General features: G+C 56.7%; 16 protein-coding genes. 5 read left to right on the top strand and 11 right to left on the bottom strand.

Going from position 1 to position 19,263, the window contains the following annotated elements:
- Nucleotides 1–112 precede the first annotated feature (112 nt).
- A complete protein-coding gene (locus tag ACQCLF_RS13795) occupies nucleotides 113–2,932 on the top strand; it encodes a response regulator (RefSeq protein WP_426988257.1) in 2,820 nt (939 codons plus the stop codon).
- 178 nt (nucleotides 2,933–3,110) lie between these two features.
- Nucleotides 3,111–4,742: a sodium:solute symporter gene (locus ACQCLF_RS13790; RefSeq protein ID WP_426988255.1), complete on the top strand. Its 1,632-nt coding sequence runs from the start codon at nucleotides 3,111–3,113 to the stop codon at nucleotides 4,740–4,742.
- 99 nt (nucleotides 4,743–4,841) lie between these two features.
- Here the strand turns inward: ACQCLF_RS13790 and ACQCLF_RS13785 are convergent, their stop codons facing one another.
- From ACQCLF_RS13785 to ACQCLF_RS13745, 9 genes are all read right to left on the bottom strand, one after another.
- Nucleotides 4,842–7,031, bottom strand: a complete 2,190-nt coding sequence (locus ACQCLF_RS13785) for a galactose-1-epimerase (RefSeq protein ID WP_426988253.1) — start codon at nucleotides 7,029–7,031, stop codon at nucleotides 4,842–4,844.
- 135 nt (nucleotides 7,032–7,166) lie between these two features.
- Nucleotides 7,167–7,901 (bottom strand): DNA repair protein RecO, encoded by a 735-nt coding sequence (gene recO / locus ACQCLF_RS13780; protein WP_426988251.1) that lies wholly within the window; start codon nucleotides 7,899–7,901, stop codon nucleotides 7,167–7,169.
- Nucleotides 7,902–7,936: 35 nt separating this feature from the next.
- Complete coding sequence (era, locus tag ACQCLF_RS13775; RefSeq protein WP_426988249.1) at nucleotides 7,937–8,842, bottom strand: GTPase Era; 906 nt, start codon at nucleotides 8,840–8,842, stop codon at nucleotides 7,937–7,939.
- Nucleotides 8,839–9,549 (bottom strand): ribonuclease III, encoded by a 711-nt coding sequence (rnc, locus tag ACQCLF_RS13770; protein ID WP_426988247.1) that lies wholly within the window; start codon nucleotides 9,547–9,549, stop codon nucleotides 8,839–8,841. The genes era and rnc overlap by 4 nt, the downstream gene beginning before the upstream one ends.
- On the bottom strand, nucleotides 9,549–9,968 hold the full coding sequence (locus ACQCLF_RS13765) for a DUF4845 domain-containing protein (RefSeq protein WP_426988245.1): 420 nt from the start codon (nucleotides 9,966–9,968) through the stop codon (nucleotides 9,549–9,551). The genes rnc and ACQCLF_RS13765 overlap by 1 nt, the downstream gene beginning before the upstream one ends.
- A gap of 15 nt (nucleotides 9,969–9,983) precedes the next feature.
- A complete protein-coding gene (gene lepB, locus ACQCLF_RS13760) occupies nucleotides 9,984–10,865 on the bottom strand; it encodes a signal peptidase I (RefSeq protein WP_426988243.1) in 882 nt (293 codons plus the stop codon).
- A gap of 77 nt (nucleotides 10,866–10,942) precedes the next feature.
- Complete coding sequence (lepA, locus tag ACQCLF_RS13755; RefSeq protein WP_426988241.1) at nucleotides 10,943–12,742, bottom strand: translation elongation factor 4; 1,800 nt, start codon at nucleotides 12,740–12,742, stop codon at nucleotides 10,943–10,945.
- Nucleotides 12,743–12,925: 183 nt separating this feature from the next.
- Entirely contained in the window at nucleotides 12,926–14,335 is a 1,410-nt protein-coding gene (locus ACQCLF_RS13750) for a DegQ family serine endoprotease (protein ID WP_426988239.1), read from the bottom strand.
- 126 nt (nucleotides 14,336–14,461) lie between these two features.
- The gene (locus tag ACQCLF_RS13745; RefSeq protein WP_426988237.1) at nucleotides 14,462–15,373 is read right to left on the bottom strand and encodes an OmpA family protein; all 912 of its coding nucleotides are present in this window, start codon (nucleotides 15,371–15,373) and stop codon (nucleotides 14,462–14,464) included.
- 132 nt (nucleotides 15,374–15,505) lie between these two features.
- On the opposite strand from ACQCLF_RS13745, the gene pyrC reads away from it, so the two are divergent.
- Nucleotides 15,506–16,555 carry a dihydroorotase gene (pyrC, locus tag ACQCLF_RS13740; RefSeq protein WP_426988235.1) on the top strand — a complete coding sequence of 350 codons (1,050 nt, stop codon included), beginning with the start codon at nucleotides 15,506–15,508 and terminating at the stop codon, nucleotides 16,553–16,555.
- 35 nt (nucleotides 16,556–16,590) lie between these two features.
- On the top strand, nucleotides 16,591–17,229 hold the full coding sequence (gene rnt, locus ACQCLF_RS13735; protein ID WP_426988367.1) for a ribonuclease T: 639 nt from the start codon (nucleotides 16,591–16,593) through the stop codon (nucleotides 17,227–17,229).
- Here rnt and ACQCLF_RS13730 read toward each other — a convergent pair.
- The gene (locus ACQCLF_RS13730; protein WP_426988233.1) at nucleotides 17,226–17,390 is read right to left on the bottom strand and encodes a hypothetical protein; all 165 of its coding nucleotides are present in this window, start codon (nucleotides 17,388–17,390) and stop codon (nucleotides 17,226–17,228) included. The genes rnt and ACQCLF_RS13730 overlap by 4 nt on opposite strands.
- A 259-nt stretch (nucleotides 17,391–17,649) precedes the next feature.
- On the opposite strand from ACQCLF_RS13730, the gene ACQCLF_RS13725 reads away from it, so the two are divergent.
- The gene (locus ACQCLF_RS13725) at nucleotides 17,650–18,474 is read left to right on the top strand and encodes a universal stress protein (RefSeq protein WP_426988231.1); all 825 of its coding nucleotides are present in this window, start codon (nucleotides 17,650–17,652) and stop codon (nucleotides 18,472–18,474) included.
- Between the two features lie 80 nt (nucleotides 18,475–18,554).
- On the opposite strand, the gene ACQCLF_RS13720 is transcribed toward ACQCLF_RS13725, so the two are convergent.
- The gene (locus ACQCLF_RS13720) at nucleotides 18,555–19,250 is read right to left on the bottom strand and encodes a hypothetical protein (protein ID WP_426988229.1); all 696 of its coding nucleotides are present in this window, start codon (nucleotides 19,248–19,250) and stop codon (nucleotides 18,555–18,557) included.
- Nucleotides 19,251–19,263 lie beyond the last annotated feature (13 nt).

The following is a 19,263-nucleotide window of genomic DNA, read 5'->3' as shown; positions in this document are numbered from 1 at the left end:
CCAGCTCGCGGTGCCGGGGGCCGAAAGCCCGCTATTCTACCGCTGAATATGCTATGGTGAAACCAAGATGCGGCTGGGGCCGCACACGGACTGGAACGCCGAATCACGACTCATGAGACTGACTGACCTGAAATCCCAGATCTGGCGAATGGTGCTGTTCCCCGCTCTGGGCGTCACCCTGATCCTCGCCGCCACCTTGACACACCTGTATCTCACACAGTTGAACAAGTTCGTCAGCCAGCGCGGCAGCGCACTCAGCGAAAAACTGGCCGAACTCAGCCAGGAAACGCTCTCCCGCAACGACCCCGAGCTACTGCGCGCCATCATCACGGCGTCGCTGGAAGAGCCGTATATTCGAGCCGTAGAGCTGTATTTGAACGACAGTGGCACCACCGTTCACAGTGGCCCTCGCATGCTGCCTCTGTTGAACCCGGGCCCGGCTGACCTGACTCAACCCCAGCAGCGGGACACCACCAAATCCATCCGGTTTTCTCATCCGCTGCCTGCGGCGGCTGGCGAGTCGTCCCCCGGCTGGATCGAGGTGGAACTGCTCTCCTCGCCTTTTCTCGTACTGCGTTATCAGACGATCCTTATCACCGTACTGCTCACTCTGCTCTGCCTGGCCTTGTGCGCCTGGTTCTCTGCGCGCCTCTACCGACGCCTGACTACCCCGCTGGAAAATATCAGGGCGACGATTCAGGGGATGGCGAGAGGCCAAATGGATCGCCGACTGCCAGCCATGGAGAGCCGCGAGCTAAACGCGCTGGCCCAGGCTGTGAATGACACCGCCGAATCCCTAGAGCAAGCGCACCGTGATATGCAGGTGCATATTGACCAGTCCACCGAAGATCTGCGGGAAACACTGGAAACCATCGAAATACAGAACATCGAACTCAATATTGCCCGCAAAGAGGCCCTGGAGGCGAGCCGTATTAAATCCGAGTTTCTGGCCAACACCAGCCACGAAATACGCACACCACTCAATGGTATTCTCGGGTTCACCAACCTGGCTTTGAAAACCGAACTGGATGAGCAACAAAGGGAATACCTGCAAACCATTCGCGACTCCTCTCAAAACCTGCTGACGGTGATCAATGATATTCTGGACTTTTCCAAAATCGAAGCCGGTAAGCTGACCCTGGAGTATGTACCCGTACCCCTGCGCAAAGTGGTGGAAGAGGCGGTGCATATTCTGGCGCCGGATGCGCACGAAAAACACCTGCAACTGATCAGCCTGATTGACGATGACTTACCCCTGCATCTGCTCGGCGACCCGTTGCGCTTCAAGCAGGTATTAACCAACCTGCTGAGCAATGCCATCAAGTTCAGCCAGCAGGGCAACATCGTGGCCCACGCCTCCCTGATCAACCGACAGGAAACGCAAATCACCCTGAAAATCACCATCCGGGACAGTGGCATTGGACTGACCGAAGCGCAAAAAAACCAGCTCTTCAGCGCGTTCAACCAGGTAGATACCTCCTGCTCCCGCGAATACGGCGGCACGGGCCTCGGTCTGGTGATTTGCAAAGGGCTGGTGGAGCGTATGGGGGGTGAAATCGGCGTAGACAGTCAACCCGGCCAAGGCTCACGCTTCTGGTTTACGGCCAAATTCGGCATCGATAAAAGCCAGCCACAGGCACCCGCCGAGCGGCTATTGCTCGGAGAGCGAATCCTGCTGTGCAGTGACAACCCTCCGTCCTGCCGACAACTGGAGCAACTGCTCCAGCAATGGCAGGCCGATACCGAAACCATCAGTGCCATACACGATATTTTTCCGACCATGCGGGAGGCGCGTCAACAAGGGAGAGGCTTCCGACTGATTATTCTCGACGTCGCACCCAACGAGCGGCAGCTGCAGCCCGCTCTGCTGGAGAACCTAAGCCAGCAGGTTCGATCCGAGTTCGACTGTCTGCTGTTTGTGTGTTGCACACCCGCGCATCAGAGGCTGTTCCGCCAGGAAACAGAACCTTGCACCACGGTGTTCCTCAACAAACCCATCGCTTACGATGCCCTGCTGGAAACACTTGCCCACCAACTGGATATTCCGTTGCACTCGGGCCCAGCGCCCTCCCCTTCAAGCGTCAATAAAGAGGAGGCACCGCGCGCCCGTATTCTGGTGGTCGACGACAACCCCGCCAACCTGCAATTGGCCAGTGAGCTGCTGCGAGGTCTGAATACGGAGGTAACGCAGGCGGCCAATGGACAGGAAGCACTCAAACTGTACGAGAGCCAGCATTTTGATCTGATCTTTATGGATATCCAGATGCCGGGCATGGACGGTATTGAGACCACCCGCTTATTGCGACAGGCGCACCCGGACCAGCGCACCCCGATTATTGCGTTAACCGCGCATTCTCTAACCGAACAAAAAGCGGAACTGCTCATTGCCGGCATGGATGACTGCGTCAGTAAACCCGTCAGTGAGACCCAATTGGCTCATATCGTCAACCGCTGGGTAACCCTTAATGGCCGCAAGCTCCCGACGCCCGAACCTCCGACTGGCGCCACACCCACCCAGCCTCGCCTACCCGTCTTGGACCTTCAAGCCGTGGACCTTCAGGAGGGTGATCAGCCCTCCCCGGTGGATATTCTGCTGAGTTTGCGGCTGGCCAACCATAAACCCGCCCTCGCCCGGGACATGTTGACGATGCTGGTGCAGAACCTGGGCGGCGAGCAGGCCGCCATTAACCGGGCCTTTGAGGCCAAAGACTTTGCCCAACTGGAAGAACTGGTTCATCGGCTTTACGGGAGCTGCTGTTACTGTGGCGTGCCCCGACTGAAACGTATCAGCGGACTTTTGGACAAGATTCTCCAGGCTCGCCAATACGATCAAATCGCCAACCCCATTACCGCGCTCAACCACGAAATTGAGGAAATCCTGCGCTGGAGTTACGCGCGGGATATTGATGCGCTGTTTCAAATTGATGCTTGACGACCCACAATCCTCTCAGTCCTCTCCAGTCCGAGCACGGTAAGACGAATCCGCCACCGGCAGCCACGACACAGCATTCTCAACCGCCGCCTTAAATGATATGATAATAATTCAATAAAAAGACCTTGCCCGGCGAGGTCCACACAATAGCCAATAAGCGAACAGGTGGTAGATAACAATGATTCCATTCAGTGGCCTGGACTGGGCAGTGCTCGGTCTGTTCTTTCTAATATTGCTGGGGGTCGTCGTCTGGTCCTTTATGAAAAAGGAGAACGACACGGCCGATTACTTTCTAGCGGGGCGCAATGCGGGCTGGCTGGTGATTGGGGCATCAATCTTCGCCTCCAACATCGGCTCGGAACACTTGGTGGGGCTCTCTGGCGCGGGCGCTCAGACCGGCATGGCCATGGCCCACTGGGAGCTGCAGTCCTGGATTATTATTTTACTCGGCTGGGTCTTCGCGCCCTTCTACTGGAGCGCCAAAGTCTACACCATGCCAGAGTATCTTGAGAGACGCTATTCCAGCAGCTCACGTACCTTCCTCTCGTTTATTTCGCTGGTCAGCTACGTACTCACCAAAGTGTCCGTTACGGTTTACGCCGGCGGGGTGGTGTTGAAAACCGTTCTCGGTATTGACTCTATCTGGGGTATCGACTTCTTCTGGATAGCGGCCATGGGCCTGGTGCTGATTACCGGTCTTTACACGGTGGCTGGCGGGATGAAAGCGATTCTGGTGACCTCCGTCATTCAAACGCCCATTTTGATTATCGGCTCCCTCGTCATTCTGTTCGTCGGTCTGGATAAAGTCGGCGGACTCGGCGAACTGGAGCGCATTAACGCCGAGCGCATGAGTCTGATCCGACCGTTGGACGATCCGGACTTTCCCTGGCTGGGCGTCATTGGCGGGTCAATCATTATTGGTTTGTGGTACTGGTGTACGGACCAATATATCGTTCAGCGGGTTCTGAGTGCCAAGGGCATACAGGCGGCCCGGCGCGGGACCATCTTCGCTGGTTACCTGAAGCTGCTGCCGGTGTTTATTTTCCTGTTCCCCGGCATGATCGCCTTTGCGTTACATCAACAGGGGCAAATCAACCTGACCAGCGCCGATCAGGCTTTTGCCACACTGGTCACTGAGCTGCTGCCCTCGGGAATCAAAGGGATTGTTATCGGCGGTTTGATCGCCGCGTTGATGAGTTCTCTGGCATCGCTATTTAATTCATCGGCCACACTGTTCACTATCGACTTCTACAAAAAGTACAAACCTGAATCCAGTGAGCAACACCTGGTCAAGGTGGGGCGTATCGCTACGGTGGCAGTAGTGGCTCTGGGCATCCTCTGGATTCCCATTATGCAGTCCATCGCGGATGTCCTGTACGAATATCTGCAACTGGTTCAGTCCCTGATTGCCCCGGGCATCGCAGCGGTCTTTTTACTGGGCGTGTTCTCGCGCCGCATTACGCCCGCTGCGGGCTTTACCGGTTTGGTCGCGGGCTTCGTTATCGGTATGACACGGCTGGTGTTGACGATTTTCGAGGACAGTTTGCCCGAAGGCAGCATGTGGCTGAGCATGGTCGAGCTGAATTGGCTCTACTTCTGCTCGATTCTCTTTATCGTCATTGTATTGCTGGTGATCGGCGTCAGTCTGTTCACTCGCCAAGCCAGCGATGAACAGGTGGCGGGACTGACTTACGGTTCCATTAGTAAAGAGCAGCGTGCGGAAATCCGAAACGGTATTGATAAGTGGGACATTATTCATACGGTAATTATTGTGGGGATTACCGCGTTTATCTATTTCAGGTTCTGGTAGTGTATTGCCGGGCAGGGAAGCTTCGGGAACATCTCAAAAACGGCTCACCTTTCGGTGGGCCGTTTTTTGTTTGAGGGTGTGATCCCCTCCGCCACTGATTTACTGCACGCTGAACCGATAGCTCATGCTGGTTTCATACACTTCTCCCGGTTCCAGAATCGTGCTCGGGAAGTCCGGTTGATTGGGGGAGTCCGGGTAATGCTGAGGCTCAAGACACAAAGCACCGCGACGCTCAAAGGTTCGCTCGCCATCGCTCAAGGTGCCGTCCAGAAAGTTACCGGAGTAGAACTGGATGCCCGGCTCCTCCGTGAGTACTTCCAGAACACGGCCGGACGTCGGGTCCTCCACGCGCGCCGCTACCACGCGCCCTTCGTCATCGTCACGATTCAGAACATAGTTATGATCGTAACCGCCCCCGAGTTTCAACTGCGCATTATCGGCATTAATATCTTGTCCGATGGGCTTGGGTTCGGTGAAGTCAAACGCCGTGCCCTCTACGGAAGCCAGTTCACCCGTGGGAATCAGGCCATCATCCACCGGCGTATAACGATCCGCATTGATCTGCAACACATGATCGAGAATATCGTCTTTACCAGAAAGATTGAAATACGTGTGTTGGGTCAAATTAACCGGGGTCGCCTTATCGGTTTCCGCGCGGTATTCAGTCAGCAGTTCATTATCATCTGTCAGTACGTAGCGAACGGTGACGGCGAGATTGCCCGGATACCCCTGGTCGCCATCTTCACTGAGCAAGGTCAGTTCGACCGCCGGACCACGCTCGTCGGAAATAAACCGGCTGTCCCATAGCTTCTTGTCAAAGCCCACGACACCACCGTGCAAGTGGTTATCGCCATCGTTCTGATCCAGCTCGTACTCCGTTCCTTCAAGTTCAAAGCGCCCTTGAGCAATGCGGTTGCCGTAACGGCCAATCAAGGCACCAAAGTATGGCGGTTGCTGCTCCAGATAATCCTTCAACGAATTAAACCCGAGCACAACATTGTCCATGTTCCCATCGCTGTCCGGCACCCTCAAATGCGTAATAATGCCGCCATAGTTCATCAGCTTCACTTCCATGCCTTCGCCATTGTTCAGTGTGTAGCGAGTCACTTCCCGTCCGTCGGCCAGTTCGCCGAAGGGTTCACGGCTAACAAATGCATGCCCGTACTTTCCAGAAGTGGAGGCGCTGACCTGGCCGTCCTGATGATAGTTATCGGGCTCATCTTGATGAAAAACCGGAAAGCCATTGGAATCCCACTCGATCATACGCACATGAGCGTGGCGGTTCGGATCCGTCAGGGGCGAGCCGCGCAGCTCTTTGTAGTTGCGTGCATGGTAAACCATCAAATCTGTCTTACCATCCTCAGCCAGCGTGAAACTGTTGTGGCCCGGCCCATAGCGATTTAGATCGGCATTGGTGGAAAAGACCGGCTCTGGAGATTTCTTCCAGGATGCGGAATCAAGCAGATCCGCGTCCTGATCGGCCCACAACAAACCCATGGCGTAGTTGTGATCGGTGGCCGCCGCCGAGTATGTCACAAAAATACGGCCATCGTGTTTGATAACGGCCGCGCCTTCGTTGACTTTATAACCGACGCGTTCCCAATCCATGTCCGGCTCACTGATACTGATCACCGGCTCCTGAATGGAGGTGGGAGAGTCCATTTGAGCAAGATACAAGGCGGAGTTATACCGCTCCTCGGGGTCTTTCTGTGCCCAAATGAGATAGCGTTTCCCGTTGTGCTCGAATGTGGTGGCATCCAAGGCAAAGCTGTCCCAGGGAGTGTCGATTTGGCCTTCCTCTACCCACTCGCCCTCCATGGGATTGTCGCTACGATTGGACAGCACGTGCATGCGCATGCGGAACGGGTCATCCGAATCACCCAACGCGACATGTACGTACCACACGCCATCAATCCGGTGCAGCTCCGGTGCCCACACATTCCCTCCCCCGGAGCCCTCGCGGGGCCGGTGCCAGATGACCGTGGGCTCCGCGTCGGTCAACCCGTTAAGGGTGTCGGCCGTAGCCAGCTCAATCCGATCAAATTCGGGGGCCGTGGAAATGAAGTAATACTGACCCTGCTCTGTCCGGTAGACCCAGGGGTCAGCGCCGTACTCGACCAGAGGGCTGTTGTACTCCGGCCGCTCGCTTTCAGCCGATGCGGTCGGCGTCGTAGCGGCGGGTGCTTCATTGGGGTCGGAGCAAGCCGACAAACCCAGACCAGTCAGCGCCAGGAGGCCACTGGCGAACAGGCGTCGCCGGGAACTCGTGCTTGTTAGAAAGATAGGCATAGGGAGAGCACCTTTAGTGGTTGTCGTTATTCAGGAAGATGTTCAATGATTCACTTAACCGAGATCGAGTACATTCTACGAAACGGGTTATTATAATACAATAATTCGGCGCGCCCCCCCATCGCTGTCAGTGTATCAGCCACCTGGCCGAAAAAACTCCCGGCTCTTCAGCGGACGACTCCCCAACAACGGCTGTAGCATTTGACGATTAAGGCGTTTGGCCACAGCCAATACGTCAGGGTTGGAGAAATCCGTTTCGGCGCATTTCAACAGATCGCGGCCCTGAAACAGGCTCGGGGTTCCCTGCGGGGGCCGACTGCTGTAGGTCGGCACAAAGCCCGCTTCGGGATCGAATCGATAGAGCGCGTCGGCGCGAATCGCTGCTCCGGTCTCGGCCTCTTCGGTAAAACTGACGCCATAGCCCAGGGTGTCGAGCAAGCGCCATTCGAACTGCCTAAGAAGTGGCTCGGGGCTTTGTCCCGGCTCCAAACTGGCCAGGGTGGTGAGTGTCCAGCGGTAGCCATCAAACAGCGCGGGCTCCGGGTCGTTCTCTCCCAACAGGCGTACCAATAGCTCATTGACATAAAAACCGCTGTACAAGGCAACGCCCTGCAGGCGATGTCCGGCACTGTTCACCTCGACCTCCGCCTCTACGGCCGTCAGGGTTTTTAGCGCGCTGTTTCCGCTGAGGGACACCAGGAGAGGCTGGAAGGGGTTGAGCAGAGGCCGCCGCTGGCTTTTGCCGCGACGAACGCCTTTGGCCACCGCGCCCAGGCGACCGTAATCCGGCGTTAGCAGATCGAGCAACAGACTGGTGTCCCGATAAGGGCGGGCGTGCAACACATACGCGGGCTGAAATTCAATGCGCACGGTGGCGGCCTCCGAGGCGAACCCGTCAGTGTGTGTTAAACATCGTCGTAGCCCAGACTGCGCAGTGCGCGGCTGTCATCGGACCAACCGGATTTAACCTTCACCCATAGTTTGAGCATGACTTTTTGGCCAAACAGGTTTTCCATATCCAGCCTCGCTTGCTGGCCAATTTGCTTGATACGCTCTCCGCGCTCACCGATCAGAATGCGCTTCTGTCCGTCACGCTCGACCAGAATCAGGGCAGAAATGTGCAGCGTTTTGCCGTCGTCCTTAAACTCTTCAATTTCCACGGCCATTTGGTAGGGCAACTCATCCCCCAGCTGGCGTGTCACTTTTTCCCGAACCATCTCCGCCGCCATAAACCGGGAGCTGCGGTCGGTCAACTGGTCGTCCGGATAGAAATGTTCACTCTCCGGCAAATGAGTAATTAACAACGCTTCCAGTCGATCCAGATTGGTGTTGCGCAGTGCGGACAATGGAATGATTTCCGCCTGCGGGAACCGTTCACCCAGCACTTGCAGGTGCGGCAGGAGGCTGTTTTTATCATCCACCTTATCCACTTTGTTAATCGCAATGATCAACGGGCAGCGCAGTCCCTCAAGGCGCTGGGCCACCATTTCATCCTCATCGGTCCAGGTCAGCCGGTCCACCAGAAAAACCACCGCATCCACGTCGCGAATCGCACTGGTAGCCGCCTGGTTCATGTAACGGTTGATCGCCTTTTTTTGTCCCTGATGAAGTCCCGGGGTATCGACAAAAACAATCTGGTTGGTGCCGTCTGTTTTAATACCCCGAACGTTGTTACGAGTGGTTTGGGGTTTGCGCGAGGTGATGCTGACTTTCTGCCCCAGCATGTGGTTCAGAAGCGTGGATTTACCCACGTTGGGGCGACCGACGATCGCCACATAACCACATCGGGTGGGAAGGCTGGTTTCGCTCATGAAGTCCTCTTGCGACCGTTTTTCAGTGGCAGTTTCTGCAGTTTTTCCAGAACCTCGGCGGCGGCCTGCTTTTCCGCCACGCGACGGCTGCTGGCTTGCGCTCTCGCCACCTCTTTCAGCGACGACACACGGCATTCAATGGTAAAGCGGTGCGCGTGGGCTTCGCCTTCCACCTCTACCACCACGTATTCGGGCAACGGTAATTGGTGCGCCTGAAGAAATTCCTGCAAGCGGGTTTTGGCGTCTTTTGCCGGCGCTTCCAACGACAAGCCATCCAGCCGAGTCTGGTACCAGGCTCGCACTTGCTCAGCACAACGCTCAAAGCCAGCTTCCTGATACATCGCACCAATCAATGCTTCGACGGTGTCCGCCAAGATGGATTCGCGGCGATGCCCGCCGCTTTTCATCTCGCCCTCGCCCAAGCGCAGGCACTCGCCCAACTCTAATTCACGAGCCAGCGCCGCCAACGTTTCTCCCTTTACCATCTGGGAGCGAAGGCGGCTCAACTGACCCTCCCGGGCCTCCGGAAAACGCCGAAACAGCGCCTCTCCAATCACGAAGTTGAGAATAGAGTCGCCCAGAAACTCAAGGCGCTCATTATTTCTGGCTCCATGACTGCGATGGGTCAACGCCAAATCAAGCAACGCTGCGTCGCGAAATTCATAACCGAGGCGCCGCTGCAGCCGCTGTTGAATAAGATCAAGCACTAGTTACCCGCAGAATGGCTGTCCAGCGGCTGACAGCAGCGCTCCGGGAGGGCGCTGTCGAGCTGGTTGTTGAAAGAAAAGACCAGGTCAATGTTGTAAATGAAGTCGATGCGCTCTTCATAAGCAATGGTGATGACCACACGACTGGAGCGTTTATCGATATCAATATTTTTGCGCCCTTCAGTGCGCACATTATTGACCGTATAGAACTTGGATAATTGGGAGCGAATCTGTGCCGGAGTACGACTGAACAAATCCTCGTTATTGTCGGCCAGCGATTTCAGCGCGGCAACAATGTAGCGATTCTCGACATAAGGCGGCACCACTCTGAAAGCCGTAAATAACACCGCAATGCCGACCAGAATCAAAAATACAAATCCAAGTGTCGAAATGCCACGCTGGGTATGCAGACCAGTCATCACGTCGTCCTCTTGTCAGTCAATCTTTCCCGCACGATCAAAACCGGGCAGGCTGAACAAATCATCCCAGTGCATCCAGATGGCGAAGGCGTGCCCGACGATTGCATCTTCAGACACAAAGCTCCAATCGGCGGCTACCCCTGGGTTGAGATCGTTCCAGCCACGACTGTCAAAACTGCCGTCACGGTTATCGCCCATCATAAAGTAATGACCTTCCGGTACGGTCCAGGAGCCATAGCGGCTGTATCGACTCGGCGTCAAATGCTTGCGCACGGTATAAGTATTATCGCCCAGGGTCTCCTTGACGACCCGATAGGCAGGATTGGCGTTGCGGTTGACCTCCACCACTTCCTCCGGCACCGGCTCACCGTTGACGGTCAGCTGGTTGTCAATATAGGTAATGGTATCCCCCGGCAGCCCGATCACTCGCTTGATGAAGTAGGTCTCCGGCTGATGCGGCGGGAAAAACACCATCACTTCGCCGCGCTTGGGATCATTGACCGGGATGACCTCATGGTTCAGCACAGGCAACCGAATACCGTAGGTGAACTTGTTCACTACGATAAAATCCCCTACTTCCAGTGTCGGCTCCATGGACCCGGAGGGGATTTGAAACGGCTCGGCAATAAATGAGCGCAATACAAATACCAGAGCCAACACGGGGAAAAAGGACTTGGAATATTCCACCCAGACCGGCTCTTTGGATGCCGCTGAACGCGCCTCTTCGTAGGCGTCCCGTTGGGGTTTTTCATTCAGGTCTGCCCGCTCGAACTGCTTTTCCACAGCGGCAAGCTTTTCCCGGCGCGGCCTGGACAACACCAGCCAGTCGTACAACCAGACCAGACCGGTCACAAACACCGCGAGGGTCAGGATCAGGGGCAGGTTAATACTGCTCATAAGCGTTCCCATTGTTCTTGGCCAAAACGGTTAGTCCGAGGCCATTATGCTGGTTAAATCCATCCGGCTGACTGACTCTAGCTGTCGACCTTGAGCACCGCCAGGAACGCATCCTGGGGAATTTCCACCCGGCCCACCTGCTTCATGCGCTTTTTACCCGCCTTTTGTTTTTCCAGCAGCTTTTTCTTGCGCGAGGCATCGCCGCCGTAACATTTGGCCGTCACGTTCTTGCGCAACGCTTTAACGGTTGAGCGGGCGATAATGTGTCCACCGATGGCCGCCTGGATAGCCACATCAAACATTTGGCGGGGAATTAATTCCTGCATTTTTTCCACCAGAGAGCGACCGATACCCTGAGCGTGGTCCCGGTGCACAATCAGCGCCAGCGCATCCACTTTCTCGCTGTTGATCAGGACATCGAGCCGCACCAGTTTGGCCGGTTCGAAGCGATCAAAGCTGTAGTCCAGCGACGCAAAACCCCGACTGGCGGACTTCAGGCGATCAAAAAAGTCCAGCACCACTTCATTCATGGGCAGGTCGTAACGCAGCGACACCTGGGTGCCGGTGTATTGCATATCCTTTTGAATCCCACGCTTTTCACTGCAGAGGGTAATCACGTTGCCCAGATATTCCTGAGGCACCAGGATGTTGGCCTCGGCGATGGGCTCGCGCATTTCTTCAATATCGCCCGGGTCTGGAAGCGCGGAGGGGCTCGACACGTAGTGGGTCTCTCCCTTAGTATTCAGCACTTCGTAGACCACAGTCGGGGCGGTGGTAATCAGGTCCAGGTCGTACTCACGCTCCAGGCGTTCCTGGATGATTTCCATGTGCAGCATGCCGAGAAAACCGCAGCGAAAACCAAAACCCAGCGCATCGGAACTCTCTGGCTCGAAGAACAGGGAGGCATCGTTCAGGGTCAGCTTGGAGAGAGCATCCCGGAAGTCCTCAAAATCATCGGCGTTCACCGGGAACATACCAGCGTAAACCTGGGGTTTCACCTTTTTAAACCCGGGCAGCGCAGCGGTATCAGGCGTATTGGCGTGAGTCAGTGTGTCCCCCACCGGGGCGCCGAGAATTTCCTTGATACCGGCGATCACAAAGCCTACTTCACCCGCCTTCAATTCCTTGAGCTTGGTCAGTTTCGGGTTGAATACCCCGAGACTGTCCACCACGTGGGATTTGCCGATAGACTTGGTGATGATTTTGTCTTTAACTTTCAATGTGCCCTGCTTGACGCGCACCAGCGACACGACGCCCATGTATTTGTCGAACCAGGAGTCAATAATCAGCGCTTGCAGCGGGGCGTCCACATCACCTTCTGGCGGGGGCACGAGGCGTACCAGCTCTTCCAGAACATCTTCCACTCCCATACCGGACTTGGCACTGCAACGCACCGCTTCGGTCGCTTCAATGCCAATAATGTCTTCAATTTCCTGAGCGACACGCTCTGGCTCCGCCTGTGGCAGATCCATCTTGTTCAACACCGGAATGACTTCCAGCCCCTGCTCAATGGCTGTGTAGCAGTTGGCCACCGACTGGGCCTCAACGCCCTGCCCTGCGTCCACCACCAACAGCGCCCCTTCACAGGCGTACAACGAGCGTGACACTTCGTAGGAAAAGTCGACGTGGCCGGGGGTATCAATAAAATTCAGTTGATAGGTTTTGCCGTCGCGGGCCTTATAGTTCAACGTAACACTTTGCGCCTTGATGGTAATACCGCGCTCACGCTCAAGATCCATGGAGTCGAGCACTTGCTCGGCCATTTCGCGGTCCGTCAGTCCACCGCAAACCTGAATGAAGCGGTCGGCAATGGTGGATTTACCGTGATCGATGTGGGCGATGATGGAAAAATTGCGAATATGGCTGAGATCAGTCACTGGGCGTCTATCTTAGGTTGGTCGGATGGGTCAGATCCGGCGAGATTGCAGATCTGCAGGGAAAAGGCGTTTGAAAGCCTTTCGCTACGCCCGAATCAAACGGGCCGCCGGGCAAAGGCGGCCAGTTTAGCGTATTTGACCGAACCCGGCTATGGGCCGGGACCGGTCACCTCCAGAGAAGGCTTATTTAAGAGTAAGCGTGGTGAACGCGGGTTGCCCTTGACGCAGGAAGCGCACCGCCACGGGTTTGTCGTTGGGGAGGTCACGCACCAGCGAACGATATTGCTCTACGGAGCTCACGGTGTCATAGCCTAACTGGCTGATGACGTCGCCAGGTCTCAAACCTGCCTCGGCTGCCACGCTATCGCGCGCCACCTGGCGGATCAGCACACCTTCTTCGTCGGCGTTATCAGGCAAGGCTTCCACGGTCAAGCCCAATGGGTCGCCCGAGGAGGACTCACCGCCGGACTGTCGCCCGGCTACCTCGCCATAGCTGTCGGGGAGCAGACCGACTTCCACCTCGATCGTTTGCTTTTCACCGCGCCGCATGACCACCATGGACACATTTTTACCCGGTTTTGTGCGGCCCACCAGCGGGGGTAAATCACCGGAGCTGCTGATATCACGACCGTTGTACTCAAGAATGATGTCGCTGATCCGCAAATCCGATTTCGCCGCCGGACCATCAGGCTCCATGCTGGTCACGATGGCGCCAGTGGGCTTCTTCAGTCCCATTGAGAGTGCCAGGTCCCGGCTGATGTCCTGAATAGCCACACCCAGCCAGCCACGCTGCACATGGCCGCCATCTTTCAGTTGCGCCACCACCTCTTTGGCCAGATTGGACGGGATGGCAAACGAGAGACCAATGGAGCCCCCCGAACGGGTATAGATCTGGGAGTTGATGCCAACCACCTCGCCATCGAGATTGAACAGCGGGCCACCGGAGTTACCCGGATTAATCGCGACATCCGTCTGGATAAACGGGACATAAGTGTCGTTGTTAGGCCCGGGAATACTGCGGCCCATGGCACTGACAATGCCGGAGCTGACGGAATAATCCAGACCAAACGGAGAACCGATGGCCAGGACCCATTCACCCACTTTCACGGTGTCGGAATCCGCAAACTCCAGGTAGGGCAAATCATCGGCGTCAACCTTCAGCAGCGCCAGATCCGAGCGCGGATCTGTACCGATCACTTCAGCGGTAAACTCGCGACGGTCGTTGAGCCGCACGTAAATATTGTCCGCGTTTTCCACGACATGGTTGTTGGTGAGGATATAGCCATCCTCAGAGATGACAAACCCGGAGCCCATGGCCCGGACATCGCGCTCCTGAGGCATGCGCCGCTCAAAAAAGTCGCGAAAAATATCGGGCACATCATCCCCATAAGGCGTCCGCTGCCCGGCATTCACCGTGCCCTGGGTTGTAATCTTTACCACGGCGGGAGAGTGCTCTTCCACCAAGGCGGTGAAATCGGGAAGCGAGCGAGCCTGAGTGGAAGCCACCCAGGCCATCAGACACATCAAACCCATCAAACTAACCAAGCCAAAACGATACACCCGCCATGGGGCGCGAAACGCAATCTGGGGCATGGGAAAATCCTCTTGCTATACTGCTAATGCAAACGAACGTCTGTCAGGGCCGATTTGGACCCGCACTGGCACGATAAATTCCCTGCTCGGTGATGACATTGACAAGAGGTTTTACAGGCTTGGGACTCAGCGGGCGCTCAGACGATCGTCACTGCGCTCCAGACGCACCGTCACACGACGGTTTTCCGTCCGTCCTTCCTCGGTGCGATTAGAGCCTACGGGGTAACGCTCCCCGTGCCAGCGAGTGATAATGCGGTCCTGTGGAATCCCCCGATCAGTCAGGTACTGCGTGATCAGTTCGGCGCGCTCCTGGGACAACTCGAGATTCTCCGCACGCAGACCCGTGCCATCGGTGTGGCCATCCACGTATAAACGCACCACTTTTTCATCGGCCTTGGCATACTCCGCGATGCGATTCAATTTATCGACTTCGGTCTCGGGAATATCATTGAAGCCTGCGGGAAAATACAGCGCCGTGCGCTCAACCTGATCAAAATTGACCGGCAACAAGTCACTCAGACAATCCGTAAAGGTGGTAAACCCATCGCGAAAACCCACCGGCTCGACCATGACGTTGACGGGCCGATCCGTTTCGGCCCAGGCGCGATGGGAAAACACCAGGCGCCGCCCTTCACGCAGTGCGGAAGCCAGTTTTTGCGACCCTTGCCAGTCCATCGCCAGCGCATCGTCACCCGAGGCCGACACGACACCCAGTGCCTGCGGGTCAACCATTTCGCGCCACTCCGGATTCTCTGCACGGATGCCGGCCTCGCCGGCGGCGAGCACGCGATTGTTTGAGTGCAGCACAAACCGCTGCTCCTCCCCGGCCCGCCGGGTAAATATCGCCGCGCCAAACTGAGCAATAGGCTGAACCAGACGACACTCAAACACGGACGTCTCCGGGTGCCACGCGGCCCCGGAAAACTGGTTGCGAAAGGTCTCCGCCCACACTGGCGTGAGCGGCATCAGGCCACACGCTAAAAGCGCCGCCCACCGCACGACCCACCGCCGGAACGATTGCCCTGACACTGATCTCATAACCCCATCTGCCACCGTGTTACACACCGTTACAAAAAGCCATACTCGGTTATCGGCTTGGTCCGGCTGCGCTTTAGCGGCAATTTTGGTAGCATGCCCGCTCTCTGACCGAATCCCGACCGACGGACCCCAATGACCGAACAGCTGATTCTAGACCGCCCCGATGACTGGCACATCCACCTGCGAGACGACGATGCCTTGCCGCGCACCGTGGGCGATGCCGCCGAGCAGTTCCACCGCGCCATCGTAATGCCCAATCTGGTACCGCCGGTCACCACCGCCGACATGGCAACCGCCTATCGGGACCGTATTCTGGCCGCACGCCCGGCGGGAAGTCAGTTTGAGCCGCTGATGGTGCTCTACCTGACCGACCAGACCACACCGGAGCAAATCCAGGCAGCCAAAGCCGCCGGCGTGGTAGCGTGCAAACTCTACCCGGCTGGAGCCACCACCAATTCCGCCTCGGGCGTTACCGATGTCCGCCGGGTATACCCCGCTTTGGAAGCCATGGAGCGCGAGGGGTTGCGTTTTCTGGTTCACGGAGAGGTGACCGACGCGGAAATCGATATTTTTGATCGGGAAAAAACCTTTCTTGACCGGACTTTTCGACATATTGTGGCCGACTTTCCGGGCCTCTACACCGTATTGGAGCACATCACCACCTCGGACTCGGTCGACTTTGTCCAGTCCGCCGGAGCGCGCGTAGCCGCCACCATTACGGCACACCACCTGCTGTTTAACCGCAATCATATGCTGGCGGGCGGCATTCGGCCGCATTACTATTGCCTGCCTATCCTCAAGCGCAACCGCCATCAGGAAGCGCTGATCAAAGCCGCCACCAGCGGCAGCCCCAAGTTTTTCCTGGGCACCGACTCCGCACCACACGCCCGCCACCGCAAAGAGGCATGCTGCGGCTGTGCCGGATGTTATACGGCATGTGCCGCCCTGGAACTCTACGCCGAGGCATTTGAACAGGCGGGGGCACTCGACAAACTGGAAGCCTTCGCCAGCCACTACGGACCGGACTTCTATCAACTGCCTCGCAATCAAGAGAAAGTTTGCCTGGTGCGTGAGGACTGGACCATGCCGGACACGCTCACGCTCGGCGAAGACGCCCTGGTGCCGCTGCGAGCAGGCGAGACATTGCGCTGGAAACTCAAACCCACGGGAGGCAGCGCGTGAACCAGCCGGAAGCCGCCAAGGACCCCAACTCCCCCATGGCCAGCCGTTTTCGCGGCTACCTGCCGGTCGTGATCGATGTGGAAACCGGGGGGTTCAACGCCGCCACCGACGCGCTGCTGGAGGTAGCGGCTGTGACCCTGACGATGGACCCGGATGGCACCCTGCGGCCCGATGAAACCTTTGATTTTCACGTCGAACCGTTTGAGGGAGCCAATATTGAGCAGGCCGCTCTGGATTTCACAGGCATTGATCCGGAAAGCCCGGATCGACTGGCCGAACCGGAGTCCATGGTGATTCCAGAGCTTATGAAGGCTATTCGCAAGGCCGTGCGTGATCACGGCTGTACCCGGGCGGTCATGGTGGCGCACAACGCCCACTTTGACCTGGGCTTTGTGAATGCGGCTGTCGCCCGGTGTCAATTTCGGCGCAACCCTTTTCACCCCTTCTCCTGTTTCGATACCGCCACACTGGCCGGACTGGCCTGCGGTCACACGGTGCTTGCCAAGGCTTGCCGGGTAGCCGGTATCGAGTTCAGCAACAGCGAAGCCCACAGTGCCAGCTACGACGCGGGCAAAACCGCTGATCTGTTTTGCTACATCGTCAACCAGTGGAAACAGCTCGGCGGCTGGACTCCGCCCATTCCCGGGCTACCTGTTAACGAGCAGGACGTTTAGCGGTTTTCCGAGTCCGGTGTGGCGCGCGTGGGATTCCCGACCGTTTTATCCGCACCCACCTTACCTGAGCGTGTCATTCCGGCCTCTTTGCGCTTGCGCGACTCATGACTCGCTTTTACCCACTCGTCTGAACGTCGTTGCCATGATTGATCATTCGCCATTATGGTCTCCTGCCAAAAAGCGGGATGGCTCCCGTACGCGCTCCAGTGTACTCCTTCCATGCGGCAGGTAAACCCGCCCTGAAATCCGATAGCACCGCAAGCCCTGCCTTTGCCAACACCTTTAAACCGACGCCCTTAAGCCAACGCCACGAAACCGGGGCCGCTAAATTTCCGCTGTAAAAAATGTTTGCCGGTTGCTATGCTTAAGGCTTAACTTTAATAAACTCGGTTTCGAATCAGGAATTTAGCAGGAGCCACTATGACGACCCCTCACCAGCAAAAGATTTTTGTCGTTGTCGACCCCAACGATGAGCAGCATATCGCGCTGGAGCGCGTCACCAAAACGGGCAAGCTGCTGGATGTCAAACCCTTCGTTTATGTCTACGTAGCCGTAGATGGCGACGCAGTAGACACCCGCGCCAGTAACGACAAGCTGTTTCGCGATCAGCGTTGGTTCGACGCCACGATCAAAAAGCCACTGGAAGATGCCGGCATCGAGTATTTGATCGAAGTGTCCTGGTCCAGTGAGTGGCAACTGTCCATCATGAAGGCCGCGAAACGCTTCAGTGCCGACCTCATTTACCTGCCGGTGCACGCCAAAGTGAATTACACCCGCTTCTCATTCACCGAGTCCAAATGGGAACTGTTAAAAGGCGCCCACTGCCCGGTCGTTTTGATTCGCCCCGGCGCGAAAGAAGAGCGGAAAGTCATTCTTGCGGCGGTTAACTTCCAGGCACAGCGCGAGGTTCAGCGTGAACTGAACAAAATCATTCTCGAGCAGGCTCGTCACTATGCGCACCTGTACAGCGCGGACCTGCATGTGGTGAATGCGTACCTGGATTCGATGAATTACCCGGATCGCGGGCGGCTGGTGCGTGAAACCGGCATTGACCAGGAACATATCCATGTTCGCAATGGCTACACCTCCGAAGTCGTTGCCGAGGTGGCTGAAGACATCAATGCCGACCTGGTGGTGATGGGTACACTGGGACAGAATGGCATGACCACCTCCCGCCGCGGAAACACCGCCGAACGGCTTATCGCTGCTCTGGATGACGACGTGATGGTGATCAACCACGAGTAACACTTCACCGCACGAGTGACGCTCACTTCCGGCCGTTTTCAAGCGCTCTGGAAGTGAGCCACCTCCCTTTTTACCAGCGCTTAACTACCTGCGCGAAGCGCGTCCAGTTCAGTGCGAAACCAGGACATCCACTCGATAAACGCCCGCTGAATCTGCATGGACGTTAACGGACTGTTGCGTTCATTCATCGATCGGTCAATGGGCTGCCGACGACTCATGGTCGCCACCAGCTCCCCCGTTTGGGAGTCGTGAAGATCCAGCGTCAACAGCATCATCACCGTGCCTCTCGGGCGCAGCGGATCGCGTTGCCCATCGGCGGCCTGAATCCCCTGCCGCAAATTGGCCCGCACTTCCAGCACCTCTGGCCCAGGATCCATGGCCAGACTGTACTCCCCTTCCATGACCAGGCTGTGCACCAGCGTTTGCGAGTAGGTGGTTTGAATAAACTCGCGATCATTGCGGTTCAGCGCCCGCAGCGGCAGCTCCTGGCCAACGGGACGCCACTGGCTCAGGTCGATAGCGGGTATCAGCAAACCCAGGTAACCGCTGAAATCCGTGCCGGGCACGACAAACACACCATCCAGAGAGGGATCGGACAACCAGGCGCTATCACTCAGGGGATCGGAGGCATTACGAGAACCCGAGGTTTCTCGCGACGCGCTATCCTCACTCTGCCTTGATGAGGGAGTGCTCTGACAGCCCAGCATGCTTACAATCAGGCATAACGCGATCAGAACGCTTCCGTTGTGCCGTGCGTTTCGCCCCACTCTCGACATGATGCACCTCCGC

It is taken from the genome of Marinimicrobium sp. ARAG 43.8 (assembly GCF_050113635.1).
In the GTDB taxonomy this organism is placed as follows: domain Bacteria; phylum Pseudomonadota; class Gammaproteobacteria; order Pseudomonadales; family Cellvibrionaceae; genus Marinimicrobium.
Note: the sequence above shows the minus strand (reverse complement) of the source record. Positions and strands in the feature narration are given on the sequence as shown.